We start from the raw sequence: 24,189 nt of genomic DNA, 5'->3' as shown, positions 1-24,189 counted from the left end.
TGCTCTGGGCGCTGCTGCGCGACGGCCGGAAGTTCACACCGACCGCGCCACAACCCGCTGCCGCAGCGGCTTGACACGATCATTCAGATTCCTTCTGCACGTGGATCTTCTTTTCGACCAGCTTGCCGTCGCGGAAGCAGAAGCGCACCACTCGGGTGCCCTTGTCGAGGTAGGACTGCTCGTCGGTGAGGTGGTAGAGGCAGTGCGCGCCCGGTGGTTCCGGGGAGGCCTGCGAGCTGCGCTCGCGGCCCGCCAGGAGCGGGTCGTCGCCGTGCGGCAGCAGGGCCATCACATCGGCTTCCGACTGACCCTCCTGGATCCTGGCGAGGTCGTCGGCCGACACGACCTTGGTGATCGGCTGGCTGCCGAGGTAGGTGAAGCCGCCGATGATGACCGCCAGCACGACGGACGCGCCGGCGATCGAGCCGACGCCCGCCCACTTGCGGATCTGGTGCGTCGGCGGCTCCTCGTCCTGCGTGTCTTCCTCCGGCTCTTCCGGCAGTCCGGTGTCCTCGTACGGCAGCACCGCGGCGATCCGGAAGCCTCCCGACGGCAGCGCGCCCACGTGCAGGATGCCGCCCGCCACGCGCACGCGTTCGCTCAGACCGATGAGTCCGACGCCGGGCTCGCTGGCCGCCGAACCGCTGCGCGACGGGTTGTTCCGCACCTCCACGACCAGCGCATCCGGCTCGTACTTCACGGTGACCTGCACGGCGGCGCCCGGCGCGTGCTTGGCCGCGTTGGTCAGGCCTTCCTGCGCCACGCGATATGCCGCGTGCGACACCCGTGACGGCAACGGGTGCGCCTGCCCGCCACGCACCAGCGACACCAAGACGCCGGCCTTGCGCGCGTCGCCCACCAACGAGTCGATGGACTCCACGGTGCGTGTCGCGGGGTCGTCGTCGGGACCGTCCTCGGCGCGCAGCACGCCGATGATCGCCCGCAGTTCCTCCATGCCGGTCAGCGCCGCCGAGCGCAGCACCCCGATCGCCTCGCGCTGCTTGTCCCCCAGCGACGGGTCCAGCGCCAGCGCGCCGGCGTGCACGGAGATCAGCGACAGCCGGTGGCCGAGGCTGTCGTGCATGTCCTGGGCGATGCGGCTGCGTTCGCGCAGACGGACCTGCCGCGACAGCATCCGGTGCTCGACCCGCATCCGCGCCTCGCGGTCCTGCATCGCCTGCACCAGCGCCTCGCGTTGTGCGAGGTAGCGGCCCACGAGGAACGGCAGTGCCACCCCGACACCGAAGATCGTGATCAGGATCAGCATCCCGTAGACGGGACCGATGTCGATCGGTCCGCGGTCCCAGGAGAACATCACGACGACGAACGTGATCGAGGTCGCCGCGACGGCCTTGACCCACGACTCGACCCGCCGCCCCGCCGTGTAGCTCAGCACGACCATCAGCGCGGGCCCGAGGAACGGTATCGCCGCGGCCACGATCATGGTCGTCGCCGGCAGCAGGTGCCGCGACAACAGCAGCACCACGTAACAGGCGATGAACGCGACGATCAGCCAGCCGGACGACTTCGCCTGCTCCTGCGCCCACGGACCCGGCCACAGGTCGAGCAGGATCGCGGCGACCATCACGATCACGTCGCCGGCGACGCGCACCGGGGTCAGTGCCTTGAGCCGGGCCAGCGTGTCGGCGCGGAACGCCTCCGCCCTGGCCCGCACAGCGGTAATCACGCTCCCAAGCTACGAGACGTCCCATGTTCGCGCGGCACGCTGGAGTATCGAATTCGCGCGACGAAAGTTGACGGCGCGGTCGCGCCGTGCAGGCCGCGTACAACAACGGCCAGAGCACGTCCTACACCAGGGTCGCCTGTACCCCGGTGCGAACTACACCGGTGACGTCGCCTACTACGTCTACCGCGGCCAGCAGCTCACGAACTGGCCGGGCGTGCGGATCCGTTCCCACAAGTGGGTCACCGGAACCACCTGCTGGTGACCTGCCGGGGGTGCTCACCGTCCCGCGGCGAGCACCCTGAGCCCCAGCGGTGTGATCAGGTGCCGCGCGAAGTTCTCGTCGCGCTCGGTGGTGATGAGGCCGGCTTCGCGCAGCACCGCGGTGTGATGGCTGACCGTGGCGGGGGCGACACCGACGAGCTTCGCGGGCAGGTGCGGCTCGATCACCGACCTGAAGTAGACGCGCAGGGCCTCTGCCTCGGCGTGCAGGCGCTGCGGCCGCGTCGACAGGACCGTGCGCAGCGCCGTCCGCAGGTCCGCGTCACGAGCGGCGAGCTCACGCACGCGTCTGCGCCACGGGTCGAAGGCCAGATCGCCTTCCCGGTGCCGCAGCACCTGGGCGCTGCCGACGATCTCCCGCATCACGTCGGGTTCCAGCTTCAACCGCGTGCGCGCGATGTCCCGATCGGTGAAGTGGATGCGCAACTTCGGCACGTCTCCCCCAAGAACTTGCCGGTGTCACCGGAGAAGTCGAGCGGGCGCGGAACCAGATACATCCCCGCGGTGAAGTCAGACCAGCTGCGCGGTGGACCCTGCCCTGCGGGCCCGCCACGACGCGATCACCACACCGATGACCAGCAGCAGCGCGGTCGCCGTCACCATCAACGTCGACAGCGCCACGATCTCCGGCGAGACACCGCGCTTGGAGGCCTGCGCGTAGACGAACACCGGCAGCGTCGTCGACCCGACACCCGTGAGGTACGACGAGATCACCACGTCGTCGAACGACAGCAGGAACGCGAACGCCCCGCCGGCCACCACCGCGGGCGCCACCAACGGCAGCGTCACGGTCCGGAACGCCGTCCACGGCGAAGCCCCGAGATCGGCCGCCGCCTCCTCCAGCCGAACGTCCATTCCGGACACCCGCGACCGCACCACGACGACCACGAAGCTCAGCGAGAACGCCACGTGCGCGAACAGCAGCGCCCCGAACCCGAGTGGAATCCCGGCGAGCTTCACGAAGAACCCGAGCAGCGCCACGCCCATCACGACCTCGGGCACCACGAGCGGCAACGACAGCAGCACGGTCCACAGCCCGCGACCGGGAAAAGCCCGCCGCAGCCCGAACGCCGCCAGCGTCCCGATCACCGTGGAGATCACCGCGGACGCCAGCGCGAGCTGCAGGGTCAGCTGCAACGACGCCAGCACGCGCGTGTCGTCGAACAGCTCGGCGTACCACCGCGTCGACAAGCCGCTGATCCTGCTCAGCGACCGCGAAGAGTTGAACGACGCCAGCGCCAGCCACACTATCGGCGCGTACAGGAACAGGAAGACGACGGCGACGACGAGCGCGAGCGCCCACGGCCGGCGGTTCACAGCACGTCCTCCCCACGCCGTCCGCGCAACAGGAGCACGAGGACCACGAGCACGAGCAGCAGCACCGCCATCGCCGAGCCCAACGGCCAGTTGTTGCCACCCCGGAACTGGTCGTCGATCACCGACCCGAACGTCGACTGGTCGACGCCGCCGAGCAGCTTCGGCGTCACGAAGTCACCGGCCGCGGGCACCAGCACCAGCAACGACCCGGCCAGCACCCCGGTGAACACCCCCGGCAGCACCACCCGGAAGAACGTCGAGGTGCGTCCGTGGCCGAGGTCGTAGGACGCCTCCACCAGCCGGAAGTCGAACCGCTCGCACGCCACGTACAGCGGCAGCACCATGAACGGCAGGAACCCGTACGTGAGCCCGAGGATCACCGCGCCGTGCGTGAGCAGGAACCCGCCGTCACGGCCCAGCCCCACCCACCCCAGCACGGTGTTGACCAGGCCCTCGCCGTCCAGCAGCGCCTTCCACGCGTAGATCCGCGCGAGATAGCTCGACCAGAACGGGATGAGCACCGCCGCGAGCAGCGCGGTCCGGTACCGGCCGCCGTGGCGGGCGATGAACCACGCGAGCGGGAAGCCCAGCAGCAGGCAGATCAGCGTCGTCGCCACCGCGTAGACCAGGGTCCGGCCGAAGATCGGCAGGAACGCCGGGTCGAGCGCCGTCAGGTAGGCCTGCGCCGTCCACGGCAGCACCGCGCGGGCCACCCCGGTGTCCCGCGTGGCGAAGCTGAACTCGACGACGATCACCAGCGGCGCGATCAGGAAAATCCCCAGCCACAGCCCGGTGGGCGTGAGCAGGGCGTTGGCCTTCAGCCAGCGTCGCGACACAACTGCAGATCATGCCATGCGAACATCAGTGTACCGTTGTGAACATGAGTGTTCACCTCCTGCAGACGGCCACATCAGTGCTGCTCAGAGACCCGACGGCCTCGCTGGGCGACGTCGCGAAGGCGGCCGGTGTCGGCAGAACCACACTCCACAAGCGCTTTCCCACCCGGTCGGCGCTCATCCGCGCGTTGGCGAACGACGCACTGGACCTCGTCGAGTCGGCTTTGTCCCAAGTGGACTTCGAGGCGGACGACGCGATCGAGGACCTCGTCACCCGGCTGCTCGTCCTCGAACCCCGCGTGTCGTTCCTGACGCGGTTCCCCGGGCTGGAGAAGGACGACGTCCGGATCCTCGCGCTGGACCCGCCGCTGCTCGACCTGATCACCCGGCTGCAGGGTTCACGCCTGCGCCGCGACCTGCCGGCGTGGTGGATCCTGCGGACCCTCCAGAGCGGGCTGTACCAGGCGTGGGAGGCGATCGTCGCCGGACGGCTGGCGCCGCTCGACGCTCCCCGGTTCGTGCTCACCACGTTGTTCGAGGGGGTGGGCAGTGGTGTTGGAGCGGCTGACCGGACATGAGGACCCGTACCCGGTCTACGAGGCGATCCGCGCGAGGGGGCCGATCTCGGAGGACGGCGGCCTGTACGTCACGACGTCCCACGCGGTGTGCAACAAGATCCTGCGCGACCGCAGGTTCGGCGTGCGGTTCCTGAACAGCTCGCTGCCCGCGATGACGTCACTGGGCCTGCGGCCGACCTCGTTCCTGGAGGCGGACCCGCCGGACCACACCCGGCTGCGGAGGCTGGCCGCGCCCGCGTTCGGCCCGAAGATGATCGACTCCTATCGACCGCGGGTCGAGAAGATCGCGGAGTCGTTGCTGGACAACGACTCCATGGACCTGATCCAGGACTTCGCCACGCCGCTGCCGGTCATGGTGATCAGCGACCTGCTCGGGATCGAGGAGTCCGACACCAGGTCGTTCGCCGAGTTCGGCATGCGTGCGGCGAGTGGCAGCCCGCTCGGCGGGACGTACGAGCGGATCACGGCGTTGTTCGAGCGGCTGATCCACGAACGCCGGAGGCGGCCGGGCGACGACGTGATCAGCTCGCTGGTCGCGGCCGAGGGCGAGCAGAAGCTCACCCCGGACGAGTTGCTGGGCATGTTGTTGTTGCTGCTCCTGGCCGGGTTCGAGACGACGGTGAACCTGATCGGCAACGGCGCCATGGCGTTCCTGGACCACCCGGAGCAGTGGGAGTTGCTGAAGAGCGATCCCGGCCTGGCTCCCGCCGCGGTCGAAGAGGTGCTGCGGTGGGCGCCGCCTGTCCACTACACCGGCCGCGTGGCGCACGAGGCCGTGCCGGACCTGCACCGGCGGATGCGGCGTGACGACGGCATCTTCCTGATCCTGGCCGCCGCCAACCGCGACCCGGAGGTCTACCCGGAGCCGAACCGCTTCGTCATCACCCGCGCACGGCAGCCGGAGCACCTGGCGTTCGGAAGCGGCATCCACTACTGCCTCGGCGCGTCGCTCGCCAGGATGGAGGGCGACGTCGTCTTCCGCGCCCTCGCCAGGAGGTGGCCGCGCATCAACCAGACCGCGGCGGCCACGTTCCGCGAGTCGACGACGATCAGGGGGTTCGCGACCTTCCCAGTCAGCCGGTCTTGACCTTCGTCCAGGCGTCGGCGTACCGGGCTTCCGCCTCGCCGCCGAGATCCTTGGTGAACGGCAGCTTCTTCAGCTGTTCCTCCGGCGGGTAGACCACCGGGTCGTTCAGCAGGTCCTTGTCGATCAACGGTTTGGCGGCGGCGTTGGGGCTGCCGTAGCGGACGGCGTTGGACAGCGCCGCACCCGCTTCCGCGCCGAGGACGTAGTCGATGAACCGGTGAGCGTTCCCGGCGTGCGGCGCGTCCTTCGGGATGACCAGGAGGTCCACGTAGGACAGTCCGCCCTCGGCCGGGATGGCGTAGCCGATGTCGTGGTTGGCCGCCTTCGCCTGGAACGCGTCACCGGAGTACGACTGCGCCAGCCGCACCTGGCCGGAGGTCAGCGGTTCGATCACGTCGGAGGTGATCTGGCCGAGCTTCTTCTTCAACGACAGCAGGAAGTCCGCCGCGTCGTCGATCTGCTTCGCGTCGGTGGTGTTCGGGTCGTGGCCGAGCTTGAGCAGGCCGAGCGCCAGGCCGTCGCGGGCCTCGTCGAGGATCGAACTGCGGCCCTGGGCGTTCGGCAGGTCGTAGGCGTCGAAACCGGTGACCTCGCCGCCGATCTGCGACTTCGAGTACGCGAGGCCCGTGGTGCCCCAGGCCCACGGCACGGAAAACCTGTTGCCGGGGTCGTAGTCGGCCTCGACGAACCGCCGCTCCAGGTTCGCGAGGTTCGGGATCGCGTCGTGGTCCAGCGGCTGCAGCAGGCCGGACCGCAGGAACCGGCGCAGGAAGTTGTCGCTCGGCACCACCAGGTCGTAGCCCGCCTGGCCGGACGCGATCTTGGCTTCCATCTCGTCGTTGGTGGAGAAGTTGTCGTACGTGACCTCGATGCCGGAGATCTTCTGGAAGCCCGGCAGCGTGTCCGGCGCGATGTAGTCGGTCCAGTTGTAGAAGTTGAGCTTCGGCTCGTCCCTGAGGTTCGTGGCCCTGGCCGCGCTCGTGCCACCGCCGGTGGTCGGTGCCGGGCCGACGGCGCAGGCCGCCAGCGCGAAGTACGCCATCGAGCCCAGCATCGCGCGCCTGGTCACGCGCGGGCTGTTCAGGTCCCACAGCCGGGCGATCCGGAGCTGCTCAGCCATCGGAGGGGTCCAGCAGCACGGTGAACTCGGGGTCCCACGCCACCCGCACCGGCTGGCCCGGCGCGCCCGCGTCGTCGATGCGCTGGGCGTTCTGCACGAACGCCACCAGCTCGCCGCCGGGCGTGTCGACGACGAACTGGGTCGACACACCGGTGTAGACGACGTCCTGGACCACACCCTGCAGCACGCACCAGCCGGTCGGCGGCTCGGCGGAGGTGTTGAACAGGTGCACCTTCTCCGGCCGCACGGTCGCGGCGACCTTCTGGCCGTGCCTGACGCCGCCGGAGAACTTCGCGCGGAGGTTCGTGGCGCCCGCGGCGGCGAGCGCGGCGAACTCACCGTCCACCCCGGACACCTCGGCGTCCAGGATGTTGGACGTGCCGATGAAGCCGGCGACGAACCGGGTCGCGGGGCGTTCGTAGACGTCCTCGGGGTAGCCGACCTGCTCGATCCGGCCCGCGTTCATCACGGCGATGCGGTGCGAGAGGACCAGCGCCTCTTCCTGGTCGTGCGTGACGTAGAGGAACGTCGTGCCGACCTCGCGCTGGATGCGCATCAGCTCGATCTGCAGCTCCTTGCGGAGCTTGGCGTCGAGCGCGCCGAGCGGCTCGTCCAGCAGGAGCAGCCGCGGTCCGGCGGCGAGCGCGCGGGCGATGGCGACGCGCTGCTGCTGACCACCGGACAGCTGCGCCGGCCTGCGCTTGGCGAACTGGGACAGCCGCACCAGTTCGAGGTGCTCACCGACGCGCTTCTTCAGCTCCTCACCGCGGATCTTCTTGCGCTTCAGGCCGTAGGCGACGTTGTCCCACACCGACATGTGCGGGAACAGCGCGTAGGACTGGAAGACCGTGTTGACGTCCCGCCGGTACGGAGGGACGCCCACCATGTCGTTGCCGTCGAGCTCGATGCGGCCCTCGTCGGGGTCGACGAAGCCGGTGATCATGCGCAGGACCGTCGTCTTGCCGCAGCCCGACGGGCCGAGAACCGAGAAGAACTCGCCTTCGTGGACGTTCAGCGAGATGCCGTCGACCGCCACCTGGTCGGAGAACCGCTTGCGCACCCCGTGCAGACCGATCTCGACGGGAGCGAACGTGTCCGGGGTGGAGGCCTCGGCGGGAGAGAAGCCGGTCAAGTCGAGGCGCCTTCAGAGATCGGATGAGTGGGCCGCGTCGAGCGTAGACGGCGTACGACTTCACCGGTAAGCCGTACGCGCGCGACCTCACACATCCGTGCTCACTCACATGTGCGACGATGACCGGGTAATCCGGATGAGCAGTGGAGGAAACCGTGGCTTCGTCCTCGGAACTGGACAAGCGTCCTGCCGTCGACCCTCACGAGGAGCCGTCGCACGAGTGGGGCTGGCACGGCACGCTGCCCGGCGCCGTGCGCTGGGGCGGAATCCTCTCCGCGATCTTCCTGTTCCTGATGCTGGTGTTCCGCAACCACCACGGCAACACCGAGAACATCTACTTGATCGTCACGATCGTGGTCATCGTCGCGGGCCTGGTGTGGGACGCCGCGCGCAAGCGCACGTCCTGGCGCCGCTAGACAGCCGTCAGCACGATCTTGCCCTGGGTGCGGCCGGTCTCGCCCAGGGCATGTGCTTTTCCGGCGTCTTCCAGCCCGAACACGGCGTCGACGTGCACCCTGAGCGCACCGCCGTCGACCAGCGCGGTGATCGCCTCCAGTCCCGCGCGGTCCGGTTCGACCAGGATCGGGCTGATCCTGATGTCGTCGCGCCGCACGACGTCCACACCGGACGGCACGCCGACGAACAGCCCGCCGCCGCGCACCGGATCCGGCGACGCCCCACCGACGAGGTCCACGAACACGTCGATGTCGTTCCGGTCGTACTCGGCCTGCGTGTAGTCGATCACCTCGTCCGCGCCGAGGTCCTTCAGGAACGCGTGCTTGGGCGCACGCGCGGTGCCGACCACGTACGCGCCACGCGCCTTCGCGATCTGGACCGCGAGGTGTCCCACCCCGCCCGCCGCGGCCGTGACCAGCACTTTCTGCCCCAGCTGCACGTCAGCGGTGTCGACGAGGATCTGCCACGCGGTGAGCGCGGCCAGCGGCAACGCACCCGCCTCGACGTGGGTCAGCCCCTCCGGCTTCTTCGCGAAGTGCCGGGACGGCGCGGTGACGTACTCGGCGTAGGCGCCTGCGGCGTGCGGGAAGCGCGGCATGCCGTAGACCTCGTCGCCGGGCTTGAGCGTCGTCACCCCGAAGCCCACCTCCTCGACGACACCTGAGACGTCCCACCCGAGAACCAGCGGGAACGTCTGCAGGCCGGCCATGCCACCGCCCGCGCGGGTCTTCCAGTCGACCGGGTTGACGCCGGCCGCGTGCACCCTGACCAGCACCTCAGTCGGCAGCGGTGTGGGCTTGGGCAGGTCGGTCAGGGTCAGAGGGCCGCCGAACTCGTTCTGGATGATCGCTCGCATGCACACCAGCTTCGGAGATCTGGTCTCCGCTGGCAATTAGGCACTATCTGGTGCACTAGGTACCTGGTAGAAACTATGGTGTGATCAGGGACGTTTATCTCAAGATGTGCCCGTGCCGCGACCTGCTGGACATGGTCGCGTCGAAGTGGACGGCGCTGGCGATCGGAGCCCTGGAAGACGGACCCAAGCGGTTCGGCGAGCTCAAACGCCGGTTGGAAGGCATCAGCCAGAAGATGCTCACGCAGACGTTGCGCACGTTGGAACGCGACGGCCTCGTCACGCGCACGGTGTACCCCTCGGTGCCGTTGCGCGTCGAGTACGAGCTGACCGCGCTCGGGCGCAGCGTCACCGAGCCGCTGGCCGCGTTGCGGTCGTGGGCGCAGCAGAACTACGAGTCGGTCGCCGAAGCCCGTGAGACGTTCGACGCCGCCGAACCGCTCGGCCTCGAACCCGCTACGGCCCGCTGAGCACCCACCCGAGCCGCCCGTCGACGTGCGCCTTCTCGCAGGTGCTGTCGAGCGCGCCGAAGTGCCTGGCGCCGTTGTCCCAGCTGCACCGGTAGAGCGGGACGACGTGCCCTTCCGCGGGTGGGTTGACGAAGATGTACCCGAGCACGCCGAGCTTCTCGTGCTTGTCGCAGGAGAAGTCGACCGAGGTCGTGAAGTAGAAGCTGCCGTCGTTCCAGCGGCTGAGCGCCTTCGTCTTCCGCTTCGGCGGCGGGACCGGTTTTGGCTGGCCCGCGCCTGGGTCGACTTGGGTGTGCTCGACGACGTCTGGGACGGTGGCGTGCTGCTCGACGTTGTGCTGGACGCTGTCGCAGTCGTCGTGGTCGTGGGGTTCTGCTGGACGGCGAGGGTGGCAGGCTGGTCACCTGCTCGCACGACGAGGAACGTGACCAGCGCGACCGCCACGACACCCGCGACCACCGCGCGCGATCAAACCGGTGCGCCGCTTCCGGGGCTCCTCGAACGCCTCACGCGTCGGCTGCGGCGTCACGTAGGTCGTGACGGGCTCGATGACGACGGTGCGTTCGGAAGGCGACCCGAGCCGTGCCCTGGTCTGCGCGGCGGTGAGGCGCTGAGCCGGGTTCTGGCGCAGCAGCCCCGTGATCACGTCCGCCAGCGGCCCACGCGCGCGCCGGATGACCGGTTCCTCGTACATGATCGCGTGCATGGTGGCCGCAGTCGTGTCCCTTTGGAACGGTCCCCCCGAGGCGGCATGCTATCCGCCTTCAGACGCAAACCCAGCAGTAGAGCCGTTCACCGGTCCGCACCGCCGCTGCCGCAAGGGCCTTGAGCTGACCCAACACGTCCTCCAGCAAGCTCACGTCGATCCCGCGCAGCTCCTCGATCCGCGCCCAGTCCGCCGCGGCCGGTTGCGCCACTGAGGCAAGCGCGTCCCGCAGCCCGTCGGTCACGGTGAGGACCAGCAACTCCCCGCCGTGCGCGACCGCCAGGTCTTCCGCCCACCGCGAGTCCTCGACCACCTCGTCGTACGGGCGCCCGGTGAGCAGCTCCTCAAGCTGCCCCATCACCACCGCGGCATCGAGCCACTTCGTCTCGACGACGGGGAACCGCCCAGGCCCGTCCATGATCACCGCAGCAGCCGCCTCGTCCGACGGTGCAGCGAAGTAGTCGTACCTGACCCCCACGGCCTGTCCCCCTCAGGTGTGCACGCGATGCGCGTCGCAGTAGACCACGTGCAGCCACTTCGGGTGCTGCCGATCCTCGGCGATCTCCGCACAGCAGTGCGTGCCGGGGCTCTCGTGCATGTGCCGCGGACAGTCCTCGACCAGCTCCCGCAACGCCTGCCCTCCGACCTGGAACGCGACCCTGCTCCCCACGACGAACACGGTGTCGGCCACGATCTCACCGCGCAGCACGTCCCGGTTCTCCCGAAACCGCAACCGCTCGTAGTCCGGCTCCTCACCAAACCCTCGGCACACCATGGTGTGCGGCCGCCCGCCCCGCAGCCTTGCGCGCACGTCCTTCCACTGCGACACCCGAAACCCGAGGCTGTGGTGCACCAGCACCAGATCCAGCAAGGGCCCATCACTCCAGCGGCACGGCGAATCGCTTTGCCGCAACGGCAGGTACACCAACGTGCGCGGCGACCGCATCGCAAACGCCCACGCCATGGCGATCTCGCGTGCGGACGCCTTGTCCACACACGTCTCCACGCCCAGGTACCCCTGGTACAACGGAGCGTGCGACAACGGCCGGGCCGGCTGCACCACTCGGTACTCGTCACGGCCCAGCCGCACGGTGCTGACGAGCGTGCGCCAGCGTTCCCCCTCGAGCTTCATCGCGGCGAACTCACAACTCGCCGGCGCCCCACGGATTCAGCAACGTGATGCCGGTGTCCGCGAAGTCCTTCGTGTTGCGGGTGGCCAAGCACGCCGCGAACCGGCGGCAGGTCGCGGCAATCTGCGCATCGGCCGTGCTGATCGGGGAACCCTGTGCCTCGCGTGCCGCCGCGATCTCGCCGTAGTAAACGGCCGCAGCACCGTCGAACGGCAGGATTTGCCCCTGGAAGTCCTCGGTCAGCAGTTCGGAGACCTTGACCGCGAGCGTGGTCTTGCGTTGGCCGTCCGGCATCCGCTCGACGCCGTACGCCAGCTCGGCAGCTGTGACAGCGGTGAGGAAGACTTCATCGGCCGGGTACCGGTCGACCCAGCGAACCACCTCGTTGTTCGGAGCCCACCTCATGAGCTCGGAAACGACGTTGGTGTCAAGAACGATCACTCGGGAAACTCCGCTGCTCGCGCTGGCTCTGTGCGCTGGGGCAGTTCGAGCGAGACGTCATCGACGTCGGCGAAACGTTGCTGAATCCTCGTTCCCATGCCAGGCCCCGGGTCGGACTTGGTCAACACGGCGGCGAGGATCGCACGCACCTCAGCTTCCATCGACCGGCCGTGTTCAGCTGCGCGAACTCTCAGTTTCGCCTTCAGACTCTCGTCGAAGTCGCGGATCGTCAGGACTGCCATGATCCCACCTCCGATGCTGTCATTGCAGTCAATGCTAGCACCCAATGGTCGGTAATGGCCGTCATGCCAAGCGGACGCCCAGGTCAGCCCTCTGCGGCGAGCTGACCGCAGGCCGCCGCGATCTCCTGCCCGCGCGTGTCCCGCACGGTGCACTCCACACCCTGCTCCCGCACCCGCCGCACGAACTCCCGCTCCACCGGTTTCGGGCTGGCATCCCACTTGCTGCCCGGCGTCGGGTTCAACGGGATCAGGTTCACGTGCACCAGCTGCCCGAGGTGCTTGCGCAGCTTCTTGCCCAGCAGGTCCGCCCGCCAGCCCTGGTCGTTGATGTCGCGGATCAACGCGTACTCGATGCTGACCCGACGCCCGGTCTGGTCCGCGTACGCCCGCGCCGCCTCCAGCACCTCGGAGACCTTCCACCGCGTGTTGACCGGCACCAGCGTGTCGCGCAGCTCGTCGTCCGGCGTGTGCAGCGACACCGCCAGCCGCACCTGCAGCTTCTCCTCGGTCAGCTTCCGGATCGCCGGCACCAGACCGACCGTCGAGACGGTGACCGTGCGCTGCGAGATGCCCAGGCCGTCCGGCGCGGGAGCGGTGATGCGGTGCACGGCCTCGATCACGCGCTTGTAGTTCGCGAGCGGTTCGCCCATGCCCATGAAGACGATGTTCGACAGGCGGCCGGGGCCGCCCGGCAGCTCGCCGTCGCGCATCGCCGCGGCGCCCAAGCGCACCTGGTCCACGATCTCCGCGGTCGACAGGTTGCGCTGCAATCCGCCCTGGCCGGTCGCGCAGAACGGGCACGCCATGCCGCAGCCCGCCTGCGACGAGATGCACAGCGTCGCGCGGTCCGGGTAGCGCATGAGCACGGACTCGATGAGCGTGCCGTCGTGCGCCCGCAGCAGGGTCTTGGAGGTGGTCCCCTCGTCACACGTGACCTTGCGCACGACCGTGAAAAGCGGCGGCATCAGGTCGGCGACGAGCTTGTCGCGCGAGGCGGCCGGGATGTCGGTCATCTCGGCGGGGTCGACGGTCAGGCGGCTGAAGTAGTGGTTCGACAGCTGCTTGGCACGGAACGGCTTCTCACCAAGGGCGGCAACGGCTTCCGCGCGCTGAGCGGGTGAGAGGTCGACCAGGTGGCGCGGCGGGAGGCCGCGCTTGGGCGCGTCGAAGACAAGGGGAAGCGAGGTCATAGCACATCCAGTGTCCCACGAACTCCAGGACAACAAGACCGTTGCATCGCGATAGGTTCCGATATATCGTTAACGACATGATGATGAGACCACACCACAGAGAGCACCACCACAGGCATCGCCACGGCCCCTTCGGGGGCGGTGGCAGGGGCGGCCGCCAGAGGCGCGGCAACGTCCGGGCGGCGGTTCTGTCCTTGCTGGCAGAACGGCCGATGCACGGTTACGAGATCATCCAGGAGATCGCCAGGCGCACCGGCGGCGCGTGGAGCCCGAGCCCCGGCTCGGTCTACCCGACGCTGCAGATGCTCGCCGACGAAGGCCTCATCTCCGCGGAGGAAGAAGGAGGCAAGAAGTTGTTCACGCTCACCGACCACGGCAGGACGGAGCACACGGCCCCGCCCTGGCGCGACATCGACATCCAGCTCGACCCGGTCGACGGCGAGCTGCGCACGGCGATCCGCCTGCTCGGCAGCGCGATGGAGCAGATCTCCCACGCGGGCACGCCGGAGCAGAAGGCCCGCGCCGTGGAGCTCTACAACGAGCTGCGCCGCAAGCTGTACGCCATCCTCGCCGAGGAGTGACCTACCACCGGTCGTGCACGTGCGGCCGGATCAGCTCGTCGTACACCGCCGCGACGGCCTTCTCGTCCACCGGCTGCAGGTCAGCCGCCCGCGAGTTCGCCCGCGCCTGCTCCACGTTGCGCGCACCGGGGATCACGACCGTGACACCGGGCTGGTCGACGATCCACCGCAGCGCGAACTGGGCCATCGTGGCACCTTCCGGAACGAGCGGCCGGAGGCGTTCCACCGCCTCCAGACCGACCTCGTACGGCACCCCGGAGAAGGTCTCGCCGACGTCGAACGCCGCACCGTTGCGGTTGTAGTTGCGGTGGTCGTCGGCGGCGAAAGTCGTTGCCCTGTCGTACTTCCCGGACAACAACCCGGACGCGAGCGGCACCCGCGCGATGATCGCGACGCCGGCCTCCCGCGCCGCGGGCAGCACCTCTTCGAGGGGCTTGAGCCGGAACGCGTTCAGGATGATCTGCACGCTGGCCACGTGCGGCCGCCGGATCGCGGCCAGCGCCTCCTCGACCTTCTCCACCGACACGCCATAAGCGGCAATCCGTTGCTGCTCAACCATTTCGTCCAAGGTGTCGAACACCTCGTCCCGGCTGTACACCGGCGTGGGCGGACAGTGCAGCTGCACGAGGTCCAGCGTGTCGACACCCAGATTGCGGCGGCTCCGGTCGTTCCACGCGAGGAAGTTCTCCCGGTTGTACCCCTCCGTGGTCTGCGCCGGCAGCCGCCGCCCCATCTTCGTGGCGACGAAGACACCGTCGTCCTTGCGTTCCTTCAGGAACCGCCCGACGAGGGTCTCGCTGCGGCCGTCGCCGTACACGTCCGCGGTGTCGAAGAAGTCGACACCCGTGTCGGCGGCGGCGTGCAGCAGCGCGAGCGCCTCGCTCTCGTCCACCTCGCCCCAGTCGGCGCCGAGCTGCCAGCAGCCCAGCCCCACGACGCCGACCTGGCGGTTCAACCTGCCTGCGTTTCGCTTCTCCACGAACCGGAGCTTAGTCCGCGCTAGTAGTTCTGCCGGACGCTCCAACTGCTGCACAGCGCCTGGGCGTCGTCGAACGCCTGATAGCCGCCTCGCTCCAGACCTGCCTGGATCTCGAACGCGTTGTCCTTCCACGGGGTCCCTGTAGCAACCAGCGAGTGCAGGGACTCCGAGCCGTACAACGCCAGGAACGCCCAGAACCCCACAGGCGGGATGTACCCGCCCTCCTGCATGGAGTGGACGGCCTCGTGCCGCAGCAGGTCCTGGCCGACCGAGTTCACCGCGCCCGCGCCACTCCTGCGGAACAGCGCGGCGTTCTGGTAGGCCTCGCAGCGCAGACGCTTGTTCAAGTCCGCCTTGTCGCCCGCGTAGAAGAGGTAGTCGCCGATGGTCGACGGCTGGTTCCCGGTCACCGTCCGGTTGAAGCAGACCCTCTGCCGGAAGCTGTCCGCGCACTCCGCTCCGAACGCCAGGAGCGCGGCGGAACCGTCCGCGCCGTTGGCGGGGTTGTACCCGTACGTCGGTGGGGAGCCATATGGCAGCCATGGCAACGAGACCTGGCTGACCGTGTCGCTGCTCTCCGAACTGCCGGTCATGTTCCGCGCGATCACCCGGAACTCCCAGACGAGGCCGTACGCCGGCGGATCGAACAGCGAACTGGTCTGCCGGGTGGACTCCCAGGGGTACCAACCGCCGTTGTGGGTGTAGTCGCGCACCTCCAGCGAGTAGGTCACGCCTGCCACCGGGTTCGCGTCCCAGCTCACCGTGAACCGCGAACTGTGCGCGTAGGAAGGTGCCCTGAGCCCTGTCGGTTTGGCCGGCAGCGGTGGCATCGGTTTGACCGTCACCTCGTTCGACGGCGGGCTCTGACCCGCCTGGTTGGCCGCCGTCACGCGGAACGAGTAGTTGAAGCCGTTCAGCAGGTTCGTTGCCACGAACGAAGTTCCGCTCGCCGGGAACTGGTAGTAGAACCAGTCGTTCTGGCCCTGCGGCTTGAAGTACACCCAGTAGAACACCGGCCCGGACGGACTCGGGTCCCAGGTGAGCGTCGCCTGGCCGTCGCCCGCGGTGGCCCGCAGGTTCGGCGGCGCGGCGGGCAGCGGCAGGAACGGGCGCGCACTGACCACGTTGGACGGTGGCGACTGGCCGCCCGGGTTGGCCGCGGTCACCTTGAACTCGTAGGTGAACCCGTTCAGCAGACCCGTTGCCACGAACGAGGTTCCGCTCGCCGGGTACTGGAAGTAGTACCAGTCGCGGTGCCCCTGCGGCCGGAAGTACACCCAGTAGTACACCGGGCCGGACGGGCTCGCGTTCCACGACAGCGACACCTTGCCGTTGCCCGCCACCGCACGCAGGTTGGACGGGGCGGCAGGAGGCGGCGGCACGGGCGTGGCGCGCACGGTGTTCGACGGGCCGCTCTCCCCCGCCACGTTGCCGGAGATCACGCGGAACTCGTACTCGTGGCCGTTGGCCAACGGCTTGACCGTCAAAGCCCAGTTCGACACCGGCAGCGGCAACCGCTGGAACGCACCCTGACCAGCGGTGATGTCGCGGTACTCGACCCAGAAGTAGGTCGCCTGGTCGACGGCGTTCCACCCGAGGCCGACCTCACCGTTGCCCGCGATGGCGGTCAGCGACGCCGCTGCGGGCACCGGCGGCAACGGCCGTGCGCTGACCACCGGGGTCGTCCGGCTGTCACCGGCCCAGTTCGTCGCGGCGACCTTGAACTCGTAGGTGTGACCGTTGGTCAGCGGCTCCAGGGTCGCGGTCGGCGAGCCGAACGGCACGTCCAGCTTGCGGAAGTTCTCCCCGAGGGAAGCATCGCGGTAGTAGACCCAGTAGAGGACGTCGGGTGTGCTGCTGGCCGTCCACGAGATCACGACGCGACCGTTGCCGGGCGAGGCGGTGAGGCCCGACGGCGGCTGCGGCAGCCCGCCGAGCGACTTGGCCGACACCGTGTTCGACGCGGCTCCGAGCCCGCCCGCGTTCTCCGCGCGGACGTAGAACTCGTAGACGTGCGCGTTCTGCAGCTGCTCCCACGACAGGCCGGTCTTGTCGGTCGGGAACGCGGCCCGCGTGAACCCGGTCTCGCCCGCCGTCACGTCCCGCCGGTACACCCAGTAGAAGAGGTTCGGCCCGGCGGAGTCCCAGACCAGGTCGACACTTCCGTCACCGGCGGCGCTGCCCCGCAGGTTGCCCGGCGCCGCCGGCACGGCGAACTGCGCGGTCGCGCGCACCACGTCCGACGCGGGCCCGTCACCCGCGAGGTCGGTCGCGGCGATCTTGAACTCGTAGACGTGCCCGTGGGTCAGCCCGCCCGCGGTGAACGAGGCGTCGGAGGCGGGGAACGGCAGCTTGGTGAACTGCTGCCCGGCGGTCACGTCGCGTTGGTAGATCCAGTAGTAGACGCTCGGCTGAGCGTTCCACGACAGCTTGATCTCACCGGATGCCTGTGGCGCAGAGGAAAGCCCGGTCACCTTGGCGGGCAACGGCGGCATCGGCTTCGCGGACACCGCGGCGCTCGCGGCGCCCTCGCCTCCGGCGGTGATCGCGGAGACCTTGAACTCGTAGGTGTGCCCGTTGGTGAGCAGCCCGGCGGTGAACGCGGTCCCGTCGGTGATCGGGTACTCGAGCTTCGTGAAGTTCGTGTCGCCTGCGGTCACGTCCCGCTGGTAGATCCAGTACCAGGCGCCGGAGGCGGGCGCTGTCCAGTTCAGCGCAACGGTTCCGTCGCCGGGCGTCGCGGTGAGGTTCGCCGGTGCGGCCGGTGCGTCGTAACGGGCGGTCGCCTGGACTTCGGCCGACAACGGCCCGTCGCCACCGGCGTTGATCGCGCTGACCTTGAACGCGTAGACGTGGTCTTTGAGAAGCAGGCCTGCGGTGAACGTCGTCCCGTCCGTGACGGGGTAGTCGAGCTTGGTGAACTCGGTCTCGCCCACGGTCACGTCCCGCTGGTAGATCCAGTACCAGTGGTTCTCGCCGGTGGAACTCCAGGTGAGCTTGACGGCGCCGTCGCCCTGAGCCGTCGCCGTGAGGTTCGCGGGCGCGGCGGGTTTGTCCCACCTGGCCGTCACGCTGACCGCGGCCGACTTGGCCGACTCCTGGCTGAACCTGTTGACCGAGCTGACCGCGAACTCGTACACGTGCCCGTTGGTCAGCAGCCCCGGCTGGGCCGAGGTGCCGTTGGTGACGGGATATTCGAGGCGCTGGAACGCCGCTCCCGCGGTGACGTCGCGCTGGTAGATCCAGTACCAGAGCCCGTCACCCGCGGAGCTCCAGCTCAGCTCGGCGCTGCCGTCGTTCTGCGCGACGGCGGTCAGGCCGGCCGGTACGGGTGGTGGCGCGGAGATCGCGGTGGCGCTCACGACGTTCGACGGCGGGCTCTCGCCACCACCGTTTCGCGCGATGACGCGGAACTCGTAGGCGTGGTTGTGCAGCAGGTTCGTGACGGTGTGGGTGGTGTTCGCCGGGCTGGGGAACCAGACGTCGGCGAAGTCGGTCTCACCGGCCGTCACATCGCGCTTCTGCACCGCGTACAGCACGTTGCTGCCCGGCACCGCGTCCCACGCGAGCGCGACGTCGACGTTGGTGCCGGGGGTCGCGCGCAGGTTCGTCGGCGCAGTCGGCGGGATGACGTGCGCGGTGGCGGAAACCGTTGCGGAGAAAGCACCTTCGCCGACCGCGTCGACCGCGGAGACCTTGAACTCGTAGGTGTGCCCGTCCTTGAGCCCGCCGAGTTGCTGCGACTTGGTCGTGACGCTGTTGGGGCCGTGCGAGAAGTGCGTCTGGCCGGCGGTCACATCCCTTTGGTAGAGCCAGAAGCTGAGTCCGTCCGGTGCGTTCCAGGTGACCGTGCCGCCGCCGTCGGTACCGAGCGCCAGGCTGACGTTCGCCGGCGCCGCGGGCACACCGGCTCCGGGGCTCGGGCGCGGCCAGGTGATGTCGACGAACCTCGGCCGGTAGATCCGGGCGTCGGCGTAGTTGTCGTCGTTCTGCAGGCTGTTGAGGTTGTACGACATGAGCAACGTGCCGGCAGCCGCCTGCTCCTGGTGCAGCTGCGCGTCGTAGGCGAACTGCCACGGGTTCTGCCCCGGCTCGGGCGCTTTGTGCAGGTAGACGGGCCCGGTGAACGGACCTGTGGGCGAGGAAGCCGTGTACGCGACGAACCACGGGCTGAAACCGACGTTGCCGTCGTGCGTGACGACGACGACCTGCCCGTCCTTGCGGATCACCGAGAACCCGGTGCCACCGCCGGAGAACAGCCGCTTCGACTGGGTCTCGTCGCTGCCCCACGCCGTGCCGTTCCAGAACTGCCACGCGGCACCGAGGTTGCCCGACGGCACCCGCGCGACGTGCGCGAACTTGAAGCCGTCGGCGTCCTCGGTGCCGTAGACGTAGTCGTAACCGCTGTCGGAGAGGATCGCCGAACCCCAGCCGATCTTGTTCTGCAGCGACAGGTCGGTGACGCTCGCGACCGTCAGCGCGGGCAGGCTGAAGGTGACGAGAGTCGTGCCGACCCGCTGGAAGTCGAGCGGCCCCGAACCGGCGCTCTTGTACCGCCCGTACAACGCCTTGACCGCGTTGCCCTCCACCTTCGCGGCCCCGATCCAGTGGAACTCGTCGGGATTGGCGCCGGTCACCAGCGTGGCCGGGTTCTGCGAGGTGCCGCCGTGCAGGGTCTGCACGAGCTGGCCGCCCTGCTGCACCACCACCGAGTTGCGGATGAACGGCGCCGTCTTCGGACGGCTGAAGTCGGCGTTGACGGTGCCGAGGAACGTGTCCGAGAAGAACCACGCCGTCCGGCCGTCCGGCAGCGGCACCGAAACCGTGCTGTCCCCACCGGTCCAGTGCCCGCCCTGGTTTCCGTAGGCGGTGAACATCGCGTTCAGGTCGGCTGACGGCGGCGCCGCGTACGAGGCCGGCGGGACGACCAGCGCCCCGAGCACCATCAACAAGGACAGCAGGAACCGACGTCTCATCACGTACCCCCAGTAGTACGTCGCAGCGACGAAGCTGAGGGACTGTACACATGAGACGAGTTCGGGCGACAGCGCCCGAACGGTCTAGCAGGCCTCGTGGATCACACGATCAACCCCTTGGGCTTGCGGCGCACGTGCAGCCGGTAGCCCACCGGGAAGCTCAGGCCGTCGACGGACGCGATCGCCCGTTCGGCGACCTCGGCCGAGAACTCGATGCGCAGCACGGACTCCAGGTCCTCCCGCTTCTCGAAGCGCCACTGCGCGGTGACCCGCCGAAGCGAGAAACCGTTGTCCGCGAAGAACCTCTCGACCGCCACCGGGTCGTAGCGCGGTTCGTCGGCACGCAGCCACGGCCCGTACGGCTCGGCCAGGCCGTCCAGGTCCACGATCGCCAGCGCACCGCCCGGTCGCAGCACCCGGTCGGCCTCGCGCAGTCCCGGCTCGCAGCCCGGCCCGAAGAAGTAGGCGGTGCGGGCGTGCACGAGGTCAGCGCAGCCGTCGTCGAGCGGCAGCCGTTGCGCGGGCCCTGCGGCCACGCGGACGTTCGGCAACCCGGCGGTGCGGTGCTTGGCGCGCACGACGAGCGGCGGGTGCGGTTCGACGCCGACGACCGAGCGCGCGGACGAGGCGAACAGCGGCAGGTGGAAGCCGTCGCCGCACCCGACGTCCACGACGTCGCGACCGTCGAACGGGCATTCCTCGCTCAACGCCGACCAGATCGCGCCGTGGACGTCCTGCGCGCGGTTCTCCACCTCGTAGACGTCCGGCCAGTGCCAGATGTTCGGGCTCGGCACGACCTCCACCGGGCGCACCGCGTTCAGCGCCGCCCGCACGAATCCCCTCACGAAGACACTGTAGGGCCTCGATTTGCCGGTGACAGTTCGAATTCGTCCAATTACGGCGTAGCGTGGCCGCATCTCTTTCCTGCAGGAGGCGGCAGTGTCGATCGCGCCCAACACGCCCCAGCTCGCGCCGTTGCTCGGCGGAAGCCCGTGCTGGGTCGAGAGAACCGTCGACGACCTCAAGGCCGCCATCGAGTTCTACACCGGCCTGTTCGGCTGGCACTACGCCGACGACGCCGGCTACACCGTGGCGATGGTCGACGGCATCCCGGTCGCCGGACTGCCGCGGGGCGAGCCGGAACCGTGGCTGTTGTACCTGGTCACGCCGCACGCGCGGGCCACCGCGGAGAAGGCGTTCCACCTCGGCGGGTCCGTGCTGCGCAACCCCGAGGACGCCGCCGACCACACGCAGAGCACCGTGATCGCCGACCCGACCGGCGCCGTGGTCGGGTTCCGGCACGTGCCGCCGGACTGGCGGTTCGGCATGGGCGGACACGGCTCCTACGCGTGGGCCGAGCTCAACACCCGGGACGGCGCGGCGGCCGACGAGTTCTTCGGCGAGCTGTGCCACTACGACATCACGCAGATCGGCGACGGGCACCGGCTGGACTACGCGACCTGGTCCGTCGAGGGCACCGAGGTCATCGGCAGGCAGAAGATGGGGCGCGAGTTCCCGTACGGGGAGCGGTCGCACTGGATGGTGTACTTCAACGCCGCGCCCGAGATCGGCACCGACTCGGTGGCGTACCGGGTGCTGGAGCTGGGCGGACGGGTGACCGTCGAGCCCTACGACACCCCGTACGGGCGCATCACCGTCGTCGAGGACCACGCGGGCATGGCGTTCTCGGTGATCGACCAGTCCCGCGTGATCGAGGCCGAGCCGCGCATCGAGGCGGATGACCCGTACGACGACTAGTGGACGAAGAGGTGCAGCAGCAGCCAGGAGGCGACGGCCGACGGCAGCAGCGAGTCCATCCGGTCCATCAGGCCGCCGTGGCCGGGCAGCAGCGTGCCCATGTCCTTGATCTTCAGATCGCGCTTGATCAGCGACTCGACCAGGTCGCCCGCCGTGGCCGTGACGACGAGAGCGGCGCCGAACAGCGCGCCGTGCCACCACTGGCCGTCGAGCAGCGTCGTCACCGTGATCGCGCCACCGACCACGCCCGCGACCAGTGACCCGGCGAAGCCCTCCCAGGACTTCTTCGGGCTGATCGACGGCGCCATCGGGTGCTTGCCCAGGAAGACACCGGCCGCGTAGCCGCCCACGTCGGACAGCACGACACCGATGAGGAACGCGAACACGCGGCCCTTGCCGTCCTCCGGTACGACGAGCATGGCCGCGAACGACGCGAACAACGGCACGTACGCGACGGTGAAGACGGACGCGCTGAGATCGCGCAGATAGCCGTCCGAACCGCCGCGGAACCGCCAGATCATGCACGCCAGGACGGTGACCACGAACGCGGTCATCATGCCGGCGCGTTCCAGCGGCCAGGAGAGCCAGATCATCGCCTGGCCGCCGATGAGCGCGGGCCACAACGCGACGTTGATGCCACCCTTGCGGAACGCGTTCGACAGCTCCCACGTCGACACCGCCGCGGCGGCCGCGACGATGCCGATGAAGGTCTGCCGCACCGTCAGCAACGACACGATGATCACGGCACCGAGCCCGACGCCGACCAGGATCGCCGCTCGCAGGTCACGTCCCGCGCGCGACGGCTTCGACGCGGGCACGTCCGCGGGACTGCCTGCCACCTGTGCTCCCATCACGACCTCCGCCCGGCCAGAGCTACTACGCGCCTGCGCCGACTCGGCCGGGCGAAACCAACAGGAACATCAGACTTCGAGAAGCTCGGCTTCCTTGTGCTTCACGAGCTCGTCGACCTGCGCGGTGTACTTGTGGGTCAGAGCGTCGAGCTCCTTCTCACCACGCGCGCCGTCGTCCTCACCGATCTCGCCGTCCTTGACGAGCTTGTCGATCTCTTCCTTCGCCTTGCGGCGGACACCGCGGACGGAGACGCGGGCGTCCTCGCCCTTCTGCTTCGCGACCTTGACCATGTCCCGGCGGCGCTCCTCGGAGAGCTGCGGGATGACCACGCGGATCACGGTGCCGTCGTTGCCGGGGTTGACGCCCAGGTCGGAGTCCCGGATGGCCTTCTCGATCGCGTTCAGCTGGCTCGCGTCGTACGGCTTCACGACCGCCATGCGGGCCTCGGGAACCGTGATGCTCGCCATCTGGTTCAACGGCGTCGGCGACCCGTAGTAGTCGACGTGGATGCGGTTGAACATCGAGGGAGTCGCACGACCGGTCCGAACGGAGGCGAGGTTCTCCTTCGCCACCGAGACCGCCTTTTCCATTTTCTCCTCGGCGTCGAGGAGGGTCTCGTCGATCACGACTGCTCCTTGCTCTGCGTGTGCTTCTTCCCGGTTCCTGATCAGATCCCAGCAGGCCTAGAACGCCGGGCGGCCACCGGGGGTGCTGACCAGGGTGCCGATCTTCTCACCACGCACCGCGCGCGCGATGTTCCCCTCGGTGAGGAGGTTGAAGACGAGGATCGGCATGTTGTTGTCCATGCAGAGGCTGAAGGCCGTGGCATCGGCGACGTTGAGGCCGCGCTCCAGCACTTCGCGGTGGGTGATGTTGTCGAACATCAACGCGTCGGGGTCGATCTTGGGGTCGGCGGTGTAGACGCCGTCGACGGCCTTGGCCATCAGGACGATCTCGCAGCCGATCTCCAGCGCGCGCTGGGCCGCGGTCGTGTCCGTGGAGAAGTACGGCAGACCCGCGCCGCCACCGAAGATCACGACGCGTCCCTTGTCCAGGTGGCGCATCGCGCGGCGGGGGATGTAGGACTCGGCGACCTGCGTCATCTGGATGGAGGTCTGCACGCGGGTGTCGATGCCGTGCTCGCGCTCCAGGAAGTCCTGCAGCGCCAGGCAGTTCATGACCGTGCCGAGCATGCCCATGTAGTCGGCGCGCGACCGGTCCATGCCGCGTTGCTGGAGCTCGGCCCCGCGGAAGAAGTTGCCACCACCGATCACGACGGCGACCTGAACGCCGGACCCGACGACGGCCGCGATCTGCCGGGCGACCGTCTGGACGACGTCGGGATCAACGCCGACGCCACCGCCGCCGAACATCTCGCCACCGAGCTTGAGCATCACCCGGTTGTAGCCGTGGCTACCTTCTTCGCTCACAGGTCCTCTCCTTGCGCCGTCGGAAGTGTGGCCCTTGGGGCAGCGACTTGGTTCGCGCCATCCGCGAACACACGCCGGTAGAGCTTCGG

26 protein-coding genes are annotated in these 24,189 nt (G+C 68.9%); 6 read left to right on the top strand and 20 right to left on the bottom strand.

All coding sequences use genetic code 11. The features are described 5' to 3' along the window. Positions 1 to 79: 79 nt before the first annotated feature. The 4 genes from ABZV40_RS22500 to ABZV40_RS22485 form a co-directional block, all read right to left on the bottom strand. Positions 80 to 1,687 (bottom strand): histidine kinase, encoded by a 1,608-nt coding sequence (locus ABZV40_RS22500; RefSeq protein WP_355444636.1) that lies wholly within the window; start codon positions 1,685 to 1,687, stop codon positions 80 to 82. Between the two features lie 276 nt (positions 1,688 to 1,963). Continuing rightward, complete coding sequence (locus ABZV40_RS22495) at positions 1,964 to 2,401, bottom strand: helix-turn-helix domain-containing protein (RefSeq protein WP_355444633.1); 438 nt, start codon at positions 2,399 to 2,401, stop codon at positions 1,964 to 1,966. Between the two features lie 75 nt (positions 2,402 to 2,476). Then, positions 2,477 to 3,283 carry an ABC transporter permease gene (locus tag ABZV40_RS22490; protein ID WP_355444630.1) on the bottom strand — a complete coding sequence of 269 codons (807 nt, stop codon included), beginning with the start codon at positions 3,281 to 3,283 and terminating at the stop codon, positions 2,477 to 2,479. Next, positions 3,280 to 4,119 carry an ABC transporter permease gene (locus ABZV40_RS22485; protein WP_355444627.1) on the bottom strand — a complete coding sequence of 280 codons (840 nt, stop codon included), beginning with the start codon at positions 4,117 to 4,119 and terminating at the stop codon, positions 3,280 to 3,282. The genes ABZV40_RS22490 and ABZV40_RS22485 overlap by 4 nt, the downstream gene beginning before the upstream one ends. A 44-nt stretch (positions 4,120 to 4,163) precedes the next feature. Here ABZV40_RS22485 and ABZV40_RS22480 point away from each other — a divergent pair, with 44 nt between their 5' ends. Both ABZV40_RS22480 and ABZV40_RS22475 read left to right on the top strand, forming a co-directional pair. Next, positions 4,164 to 4,697: a TetR/AcrR family transcriptional regulator gene (locus tag ABZV40_RS22480; protein ID WP_355444624.1), complete on the top strand. Its 534-nt coding sequence runs from the start codon at positions 4,164 to 4,166 to the stop codon at positions 4,695 to 4,697. Beyond that, positions 4,672 to 5,784: a cytochrome P450 gene (locus ABZV40_RS22475; protein WP_355444621.1), complete on the top strand. Its 1,113-nt coding sequence runs from the start codon at positions 4,672 to 4,674 to the stop codon at positions 5,782 to 5,784. Before ABZV40_RS22480 ends, ABZV40_RS22475 begins: the two co-directional genes overlap by 26 nt. Here the strand turns inward: ABZV40_RS22475 and ABZV40_RS22470 are convergent. Both ABZV40_RS22470 and ABZV40_RS22465 read right to left on the bottom strand, forming a co-directional pair. After that, positions 5,771 to 6,904, bottom strand: a complete 1,134-nt coding sequence (locus ABZV40_RS22470) for a spermidine/putrescine ABC transporter substrate-binding protein (protein WP_355444618.1) — start codon at positions 6,902 to 6,904, stop codon at positions 5,771 to 5,773. The genes ABZV40_RS22475 and ABZV40_RS22470 overlap by 14 nt on opposite strands. After that, the gene (locus ABZV40_RS22465) at positions 6,897 to 8,036 is read right to left on the bottom strand and encodes an ABC transporter ATP-binding protein (protein WP_355444615.1); all 1,140 of its coding nucleotides are present in this window, start codon (positions 8,034 to 8,036) and stop codon (positions 6,897 to 6,899) included. The genes ABZV40_RS22470 and ABZV40_RS22465 overlap by 8 nt, the downstream gene beginning before the upstream one ends. 155 nt (positions 8,037 to 8,191) lie before the next feature. Here ABZV40_RS22465 and ABZV40_RS22460 point away from each other — a divergent pair, with 155 nt between their 5' ends. Then, a complete protein-coding gene (locus tag ABZV40_RS22460) occupies positions 8,192 to 8,452 on the top strand; it encodes a DUF2631 domain-containing protein (RefSeq protein ID WP_355444612.1) in 261 nt (86 codons plus the stop codon). Here ABZV40_RS22460 and ABZV40_RS22455 read toward each other — a convergent pair. Then, positions 8,449 to 9,348 (bottom strand): NADP-dependent oxidoreductase, encoded by a 900-nt coding sequence (locus ABZV40_RS22455; RefSeq protein WP_355444609.1) that lies wholly within the window; start codon positions 9,346 to 9,348, stop codon positions 8,449 to 8,451. The genes ABZV40_RS22460 and ABZV40_RS22455 overlap by 4 nt on opposite strands. Before the next feature lie 104 nt (positions 9,349 to 9,452). Here ABZV40_RS22455 and ABZV40_RS22450 point away from each other — a divergent pair, with 104 nt between their 5' ends. Beyond that, positions 9,453 to 9,815, top strand: coding sequence for a helix-turn-helix domain-containing protein (locus tag ABZV40_RS22450; RefSeq protein ID WP_355444651.1), 363 nt, complete (start codon positions 9,453 to 9,455; stop codon positions 9,813 to 9,815). Here the strand turns inward: ABZV40_RS22450 and ABZV40_RS22445 are convergent. The 7 genes from ABZV40_RS22445 to rlmN all read right to left on the bottom strand — a co-directional run bounded on the left by ABZV40_RS22445 (position 9,802) and on the right by rlmN (position 13,524). Beyond that, a complete protein-coding gene (locus tag ABZV40_RS22445) occupies positions 9,802 to 9,963 on the bottom strand; it encodes a hypothetical protein (protein ID WP_355444606.1) in 162 nt (53 codons plus the stop codon). The genes ABZV40_RS22450 and ABZV40_RS22445 overlap by 14 nt on opposite strands. A gap of 252 nt (positions 9,964 to 10,215) precedes the next feature. Further along, positions 10,216 to 10,509 carry a hypothetical protein gene (locus tag ABZV40_RS22440; RefSeq protein ID WP_355444603.1) on the bottom strand — a complete coding sequence of 98 codons (294 nt, stop codon included), beginning with the start codon at positions 10,507 to 10,509 and terminating at the stop codon, positions 10,216 to 10,218. 70 nt (positions 10,510 to 10,579) lie between these two features. Continuing rightward, on the bottom strand, positions 10,580 to 10,999 hold the full coding sequence (locus ABZV40_RS22435) for a hypothetical protein (RefSeq protein ID WP_355444600.1): 420 nt from the start codon (positions 10,997 to 10,999) through the stop codon (positions 10,580 to 10,582). Between the two features lie 12 nt (positions 11,000 to 11,011). Then, complete coding sequence (locus ABZV40_RS22430; protein WP_355444597.1) at positions 11,012 to 11,653, bottom strand: hypothetical protein; 642 nt, start codon at positions 11,651 to 11,653, stop codon at positions 11,012 to 11,014. Positions 11,654 to 11,663: 10 nt separating this feature from the next. After that, positions 11,664 to 12,092 carry a type II toxin-antitoxin system VapC family toxin gene (locus tag ABZV40_RS22425; RefSeq protein WP_355444594.1) on the bottom strand — a complete coding sequence of 143 codons (429 nt, stop codon included), beginning with the start codon at positions 12,090 to 12,092 and terminating at the stop codon, positions 11,664 to 11,666. Further along, on the bottom strand, positions 12,089 to 12,334 hold the full coding sequence (locus ABZV40_RS22420; RefSeq protein ID WP_355444592.1) for an Arc family DNA-binding protein: 246 nt from the start codon (positions 12,332 to 12,334) through the stop codon (positions 12,089 to 12,091). Before ABZV40_RS22420 ends, ABZV40_RS22425 begins: the two co-directional genes overlap by 4 nt. 83 nt (positions 12,335 to 12,417) lie before the next feature. Further along, complete coding sequence (gene rlmN, locus ABZV40_RS22415) at positions 12,418 to 13,524, bottom strand: 23S rRNA (adenine(2503)-C(2))-methyltransferase RlmN (RefSeq protein ID WP_355444589.1); 1,107 nt, start codon at positions 13,522 to 13,524, stop codon at positions 12,418 to 12,420. A gap of 194 nt (positions 13,525 to 13,718) precedes the next feature. On the opposite strand from rlmN, the gene ABZV40_RS22410 reads away from it, so the two are divergent. Then, positions 13,719 to 14,105, top strand: coding sequence for a PadR family transcriptional regulator (locus ABZV40_RS22410; RefSeq protein ID WP_355444586.1), 387 nt, complete (start codon positions 13,719 to 13,721; stop codon positions 14,103 to 14,105). Between the two features lies 1 nt (position 14,106). Here the strand turns inward: ABZV40_RS22410 and ABZV40_RS22405 are convergent, their stop codons facing one another. The 3 genes from ABZV40_RS22405 to ABZV40_RS22395 all read right to left on the bottom strand — a co-directional run bounded on the left by ABZV40_RS22405 (position 14,107) and on the right by ABZV40_RS22395 (position 20,905). Beyond that, positions 14,107 to 15,084 (bottom strand): aldo/keto reductase, encoded by a 978-nt coding sequence (locus ABZV40_RS22405; protein WP_355444583.1) that lies wholly within the window; start codon positions 15,082 to 15,084, stop codon positions 14,107 to 14,109. A gap of 20 nt (positions 15,085 to 15,104) precedes the next feature. After that, positions 15,105 to 20,060 (bottom strand): fibronectin type III domain-containing protein, encoded by a 4,956-nt coding sequence (locus ABZV40_RS22400; RefSeq protein WP_355444580.1) that lies wholly within the window; start codon positions 20,058 to 20,060, stop codon positions 15,105 to 15,107. 101 nt (positions 20,061 to 20,161) lie between these two features. After that, positions 20,162 to 20,905 carry a class I SAM-dependent methyltransferase gene (locus ABZV40_RS22395; RefSeq protein WP_355444577.1) on the bottom strand — a complete coding sequence of 248 codons (744 nt, stop codon included), beginning with the start codon at positions 20,903 to 20,905 and terminating at the stop codon, positions 20,162 to 20,164. 94 nt (positions 20,906 to 20,999) lie between these two features. Here ABZV40_RS22395 and ABZV40_RS22390 point away from each other — a divergent pair, with 94 nt between their 5' ends. Beyond that, positions 21,000 to 21,818 (top strand): VOC family protein, encoded by an 819-nt coding sequence (locus ABZV40_RS22390; protein WP_355444574.1) that lies wholly within the window; start codon positions 21,000 to 21,002, stop codon positions 21,816 to 21,818. Here the strand turns inward: ABZV40_RS22390 and ABZV40_RS22385 are convergent. The 3 genes from ABZV40_RS22385 to pyrH form a co-directional block, all read right to left on the bottom strand. Then, positions 21,815 to 22,657: a phosphatidate cytidylyltransferase gene (locus ABZV40_RS22385; RefSeq protein WP_355444571.1), complete on the bottom strand. Its 843-nt coding sequence runs from the start codon at positions 22,655 to 22,657 to the stop codon at positions 21,815 to 21,817. The genes ABZV40_RS22390 and ABZV40_RS22385 overlap by 4 nt on opposite strands. Positions 22,658 to 22,738: 81 nt before the next feature. Then, a complete protein-coding gene (gene frr / locus ABZV40_RS22380) occupies positions 22,739 to 23,296 on the bottom strand; it encodes a ribosome recycling factor (protein WP_355444569.1) in 558 nt (185 codons plus the stop codon). A 57-nt stretch (positions 23,297 to 23,353) separates the two neighbouring features. Beyond that, positions 23,354 to 24,100: a UMP kinase gene (gene pyrH / locus ABZV40_RS22375; protein WP_355444567.1), complete on the bottom strand. Its 747-nt coding sequence runs from the start codon at positions 24,098 to 24,100 to the stop codon at positions 23,354 to 23,356. Positions 24,101 to 24,189: the final 89 nt, after the last annotated feature.

Origin of the sequence: Lentzea sp. NPDC004782 (assembly GCF_040609115.1) — a bacterium.
Lineage (GTDB): Bacteria > Actinomycetota > Actinomycetes > Mycobacteriales > Pseudonocardiaceae > Lentzea.
Note: the sequence above shows the minus strand (reverse complement) of the source record. Positions and strands in the feature narration are given on the sequence as shown.

Bases quoted from the DNA above. Each gene is read 5' to 3' on its own strand.
- ABZV40_RS22480 (WP_355444624.1), top strand. From the start codon at position 4,164: ATGAGTGTTCACCTCCTGCAGACGGCCACATCAGTGCTGCTCAGAGAC.
- ABZV40_RS22470 (WP_355444618.1), bottom strand. From the start codon at position 6,904: ATGGCTGAGCAGCTCCGGATCGCCCGGCTGTGGGACCTGAACAGCCCG.
- ABZV40_RS22455 (WP_355444609.1), bottom strand. From the start codon at position 9,348: ATGCGAGCGATCATCCAGAACGAGTTCGGCGGCCCTCTGACCCTGACC.
- ABZV40_RS22450 (WP_355444651.1), top strand. From the start codon at position 9,453: ATGTGCCCGTGCCGCGACCTGCTGGACATGGTCGCGTCGAAGTGGACG.
- ABZV40_RS22440 (WP_355444603.1), bottom strand. From the start codon at position 10,509: ATGTACGAGGAACCGGTCATCCGGCGCGCGCGTGGGCCGCTGGCGGAC.
- ABZV40_RS22430 (WP_355444597.1), bottom strand. From the start codon at position 11,653: ATGAAGCTCGAGGGGGAACGCTGGCGCACGCTCGTCAGCACCGTGCGG.
- ABZV40_RS22420 (WP_355444592.1), bottom strand. From the start codon at position 12,334: ATGGCAGTCCTGACGATCCGCGACTTCGACGAGAGTCTGAAGGCGAAA.
- rlmN (WP_355444589.1), bottom strand. From the start codon at position 13,524: ATGACCTCGCTTCCCCTTGTCTTCGACGCGCCCAAGCGCGGCCTCCCG.
- ABZV40_RS22400 (WP_355444580.1), bottom strand. From the start codon at position 20,060: ATGAGACGTCGGTTCCTGCTGTCCTTGTTGATGGTGCTCGGGGCGCTG.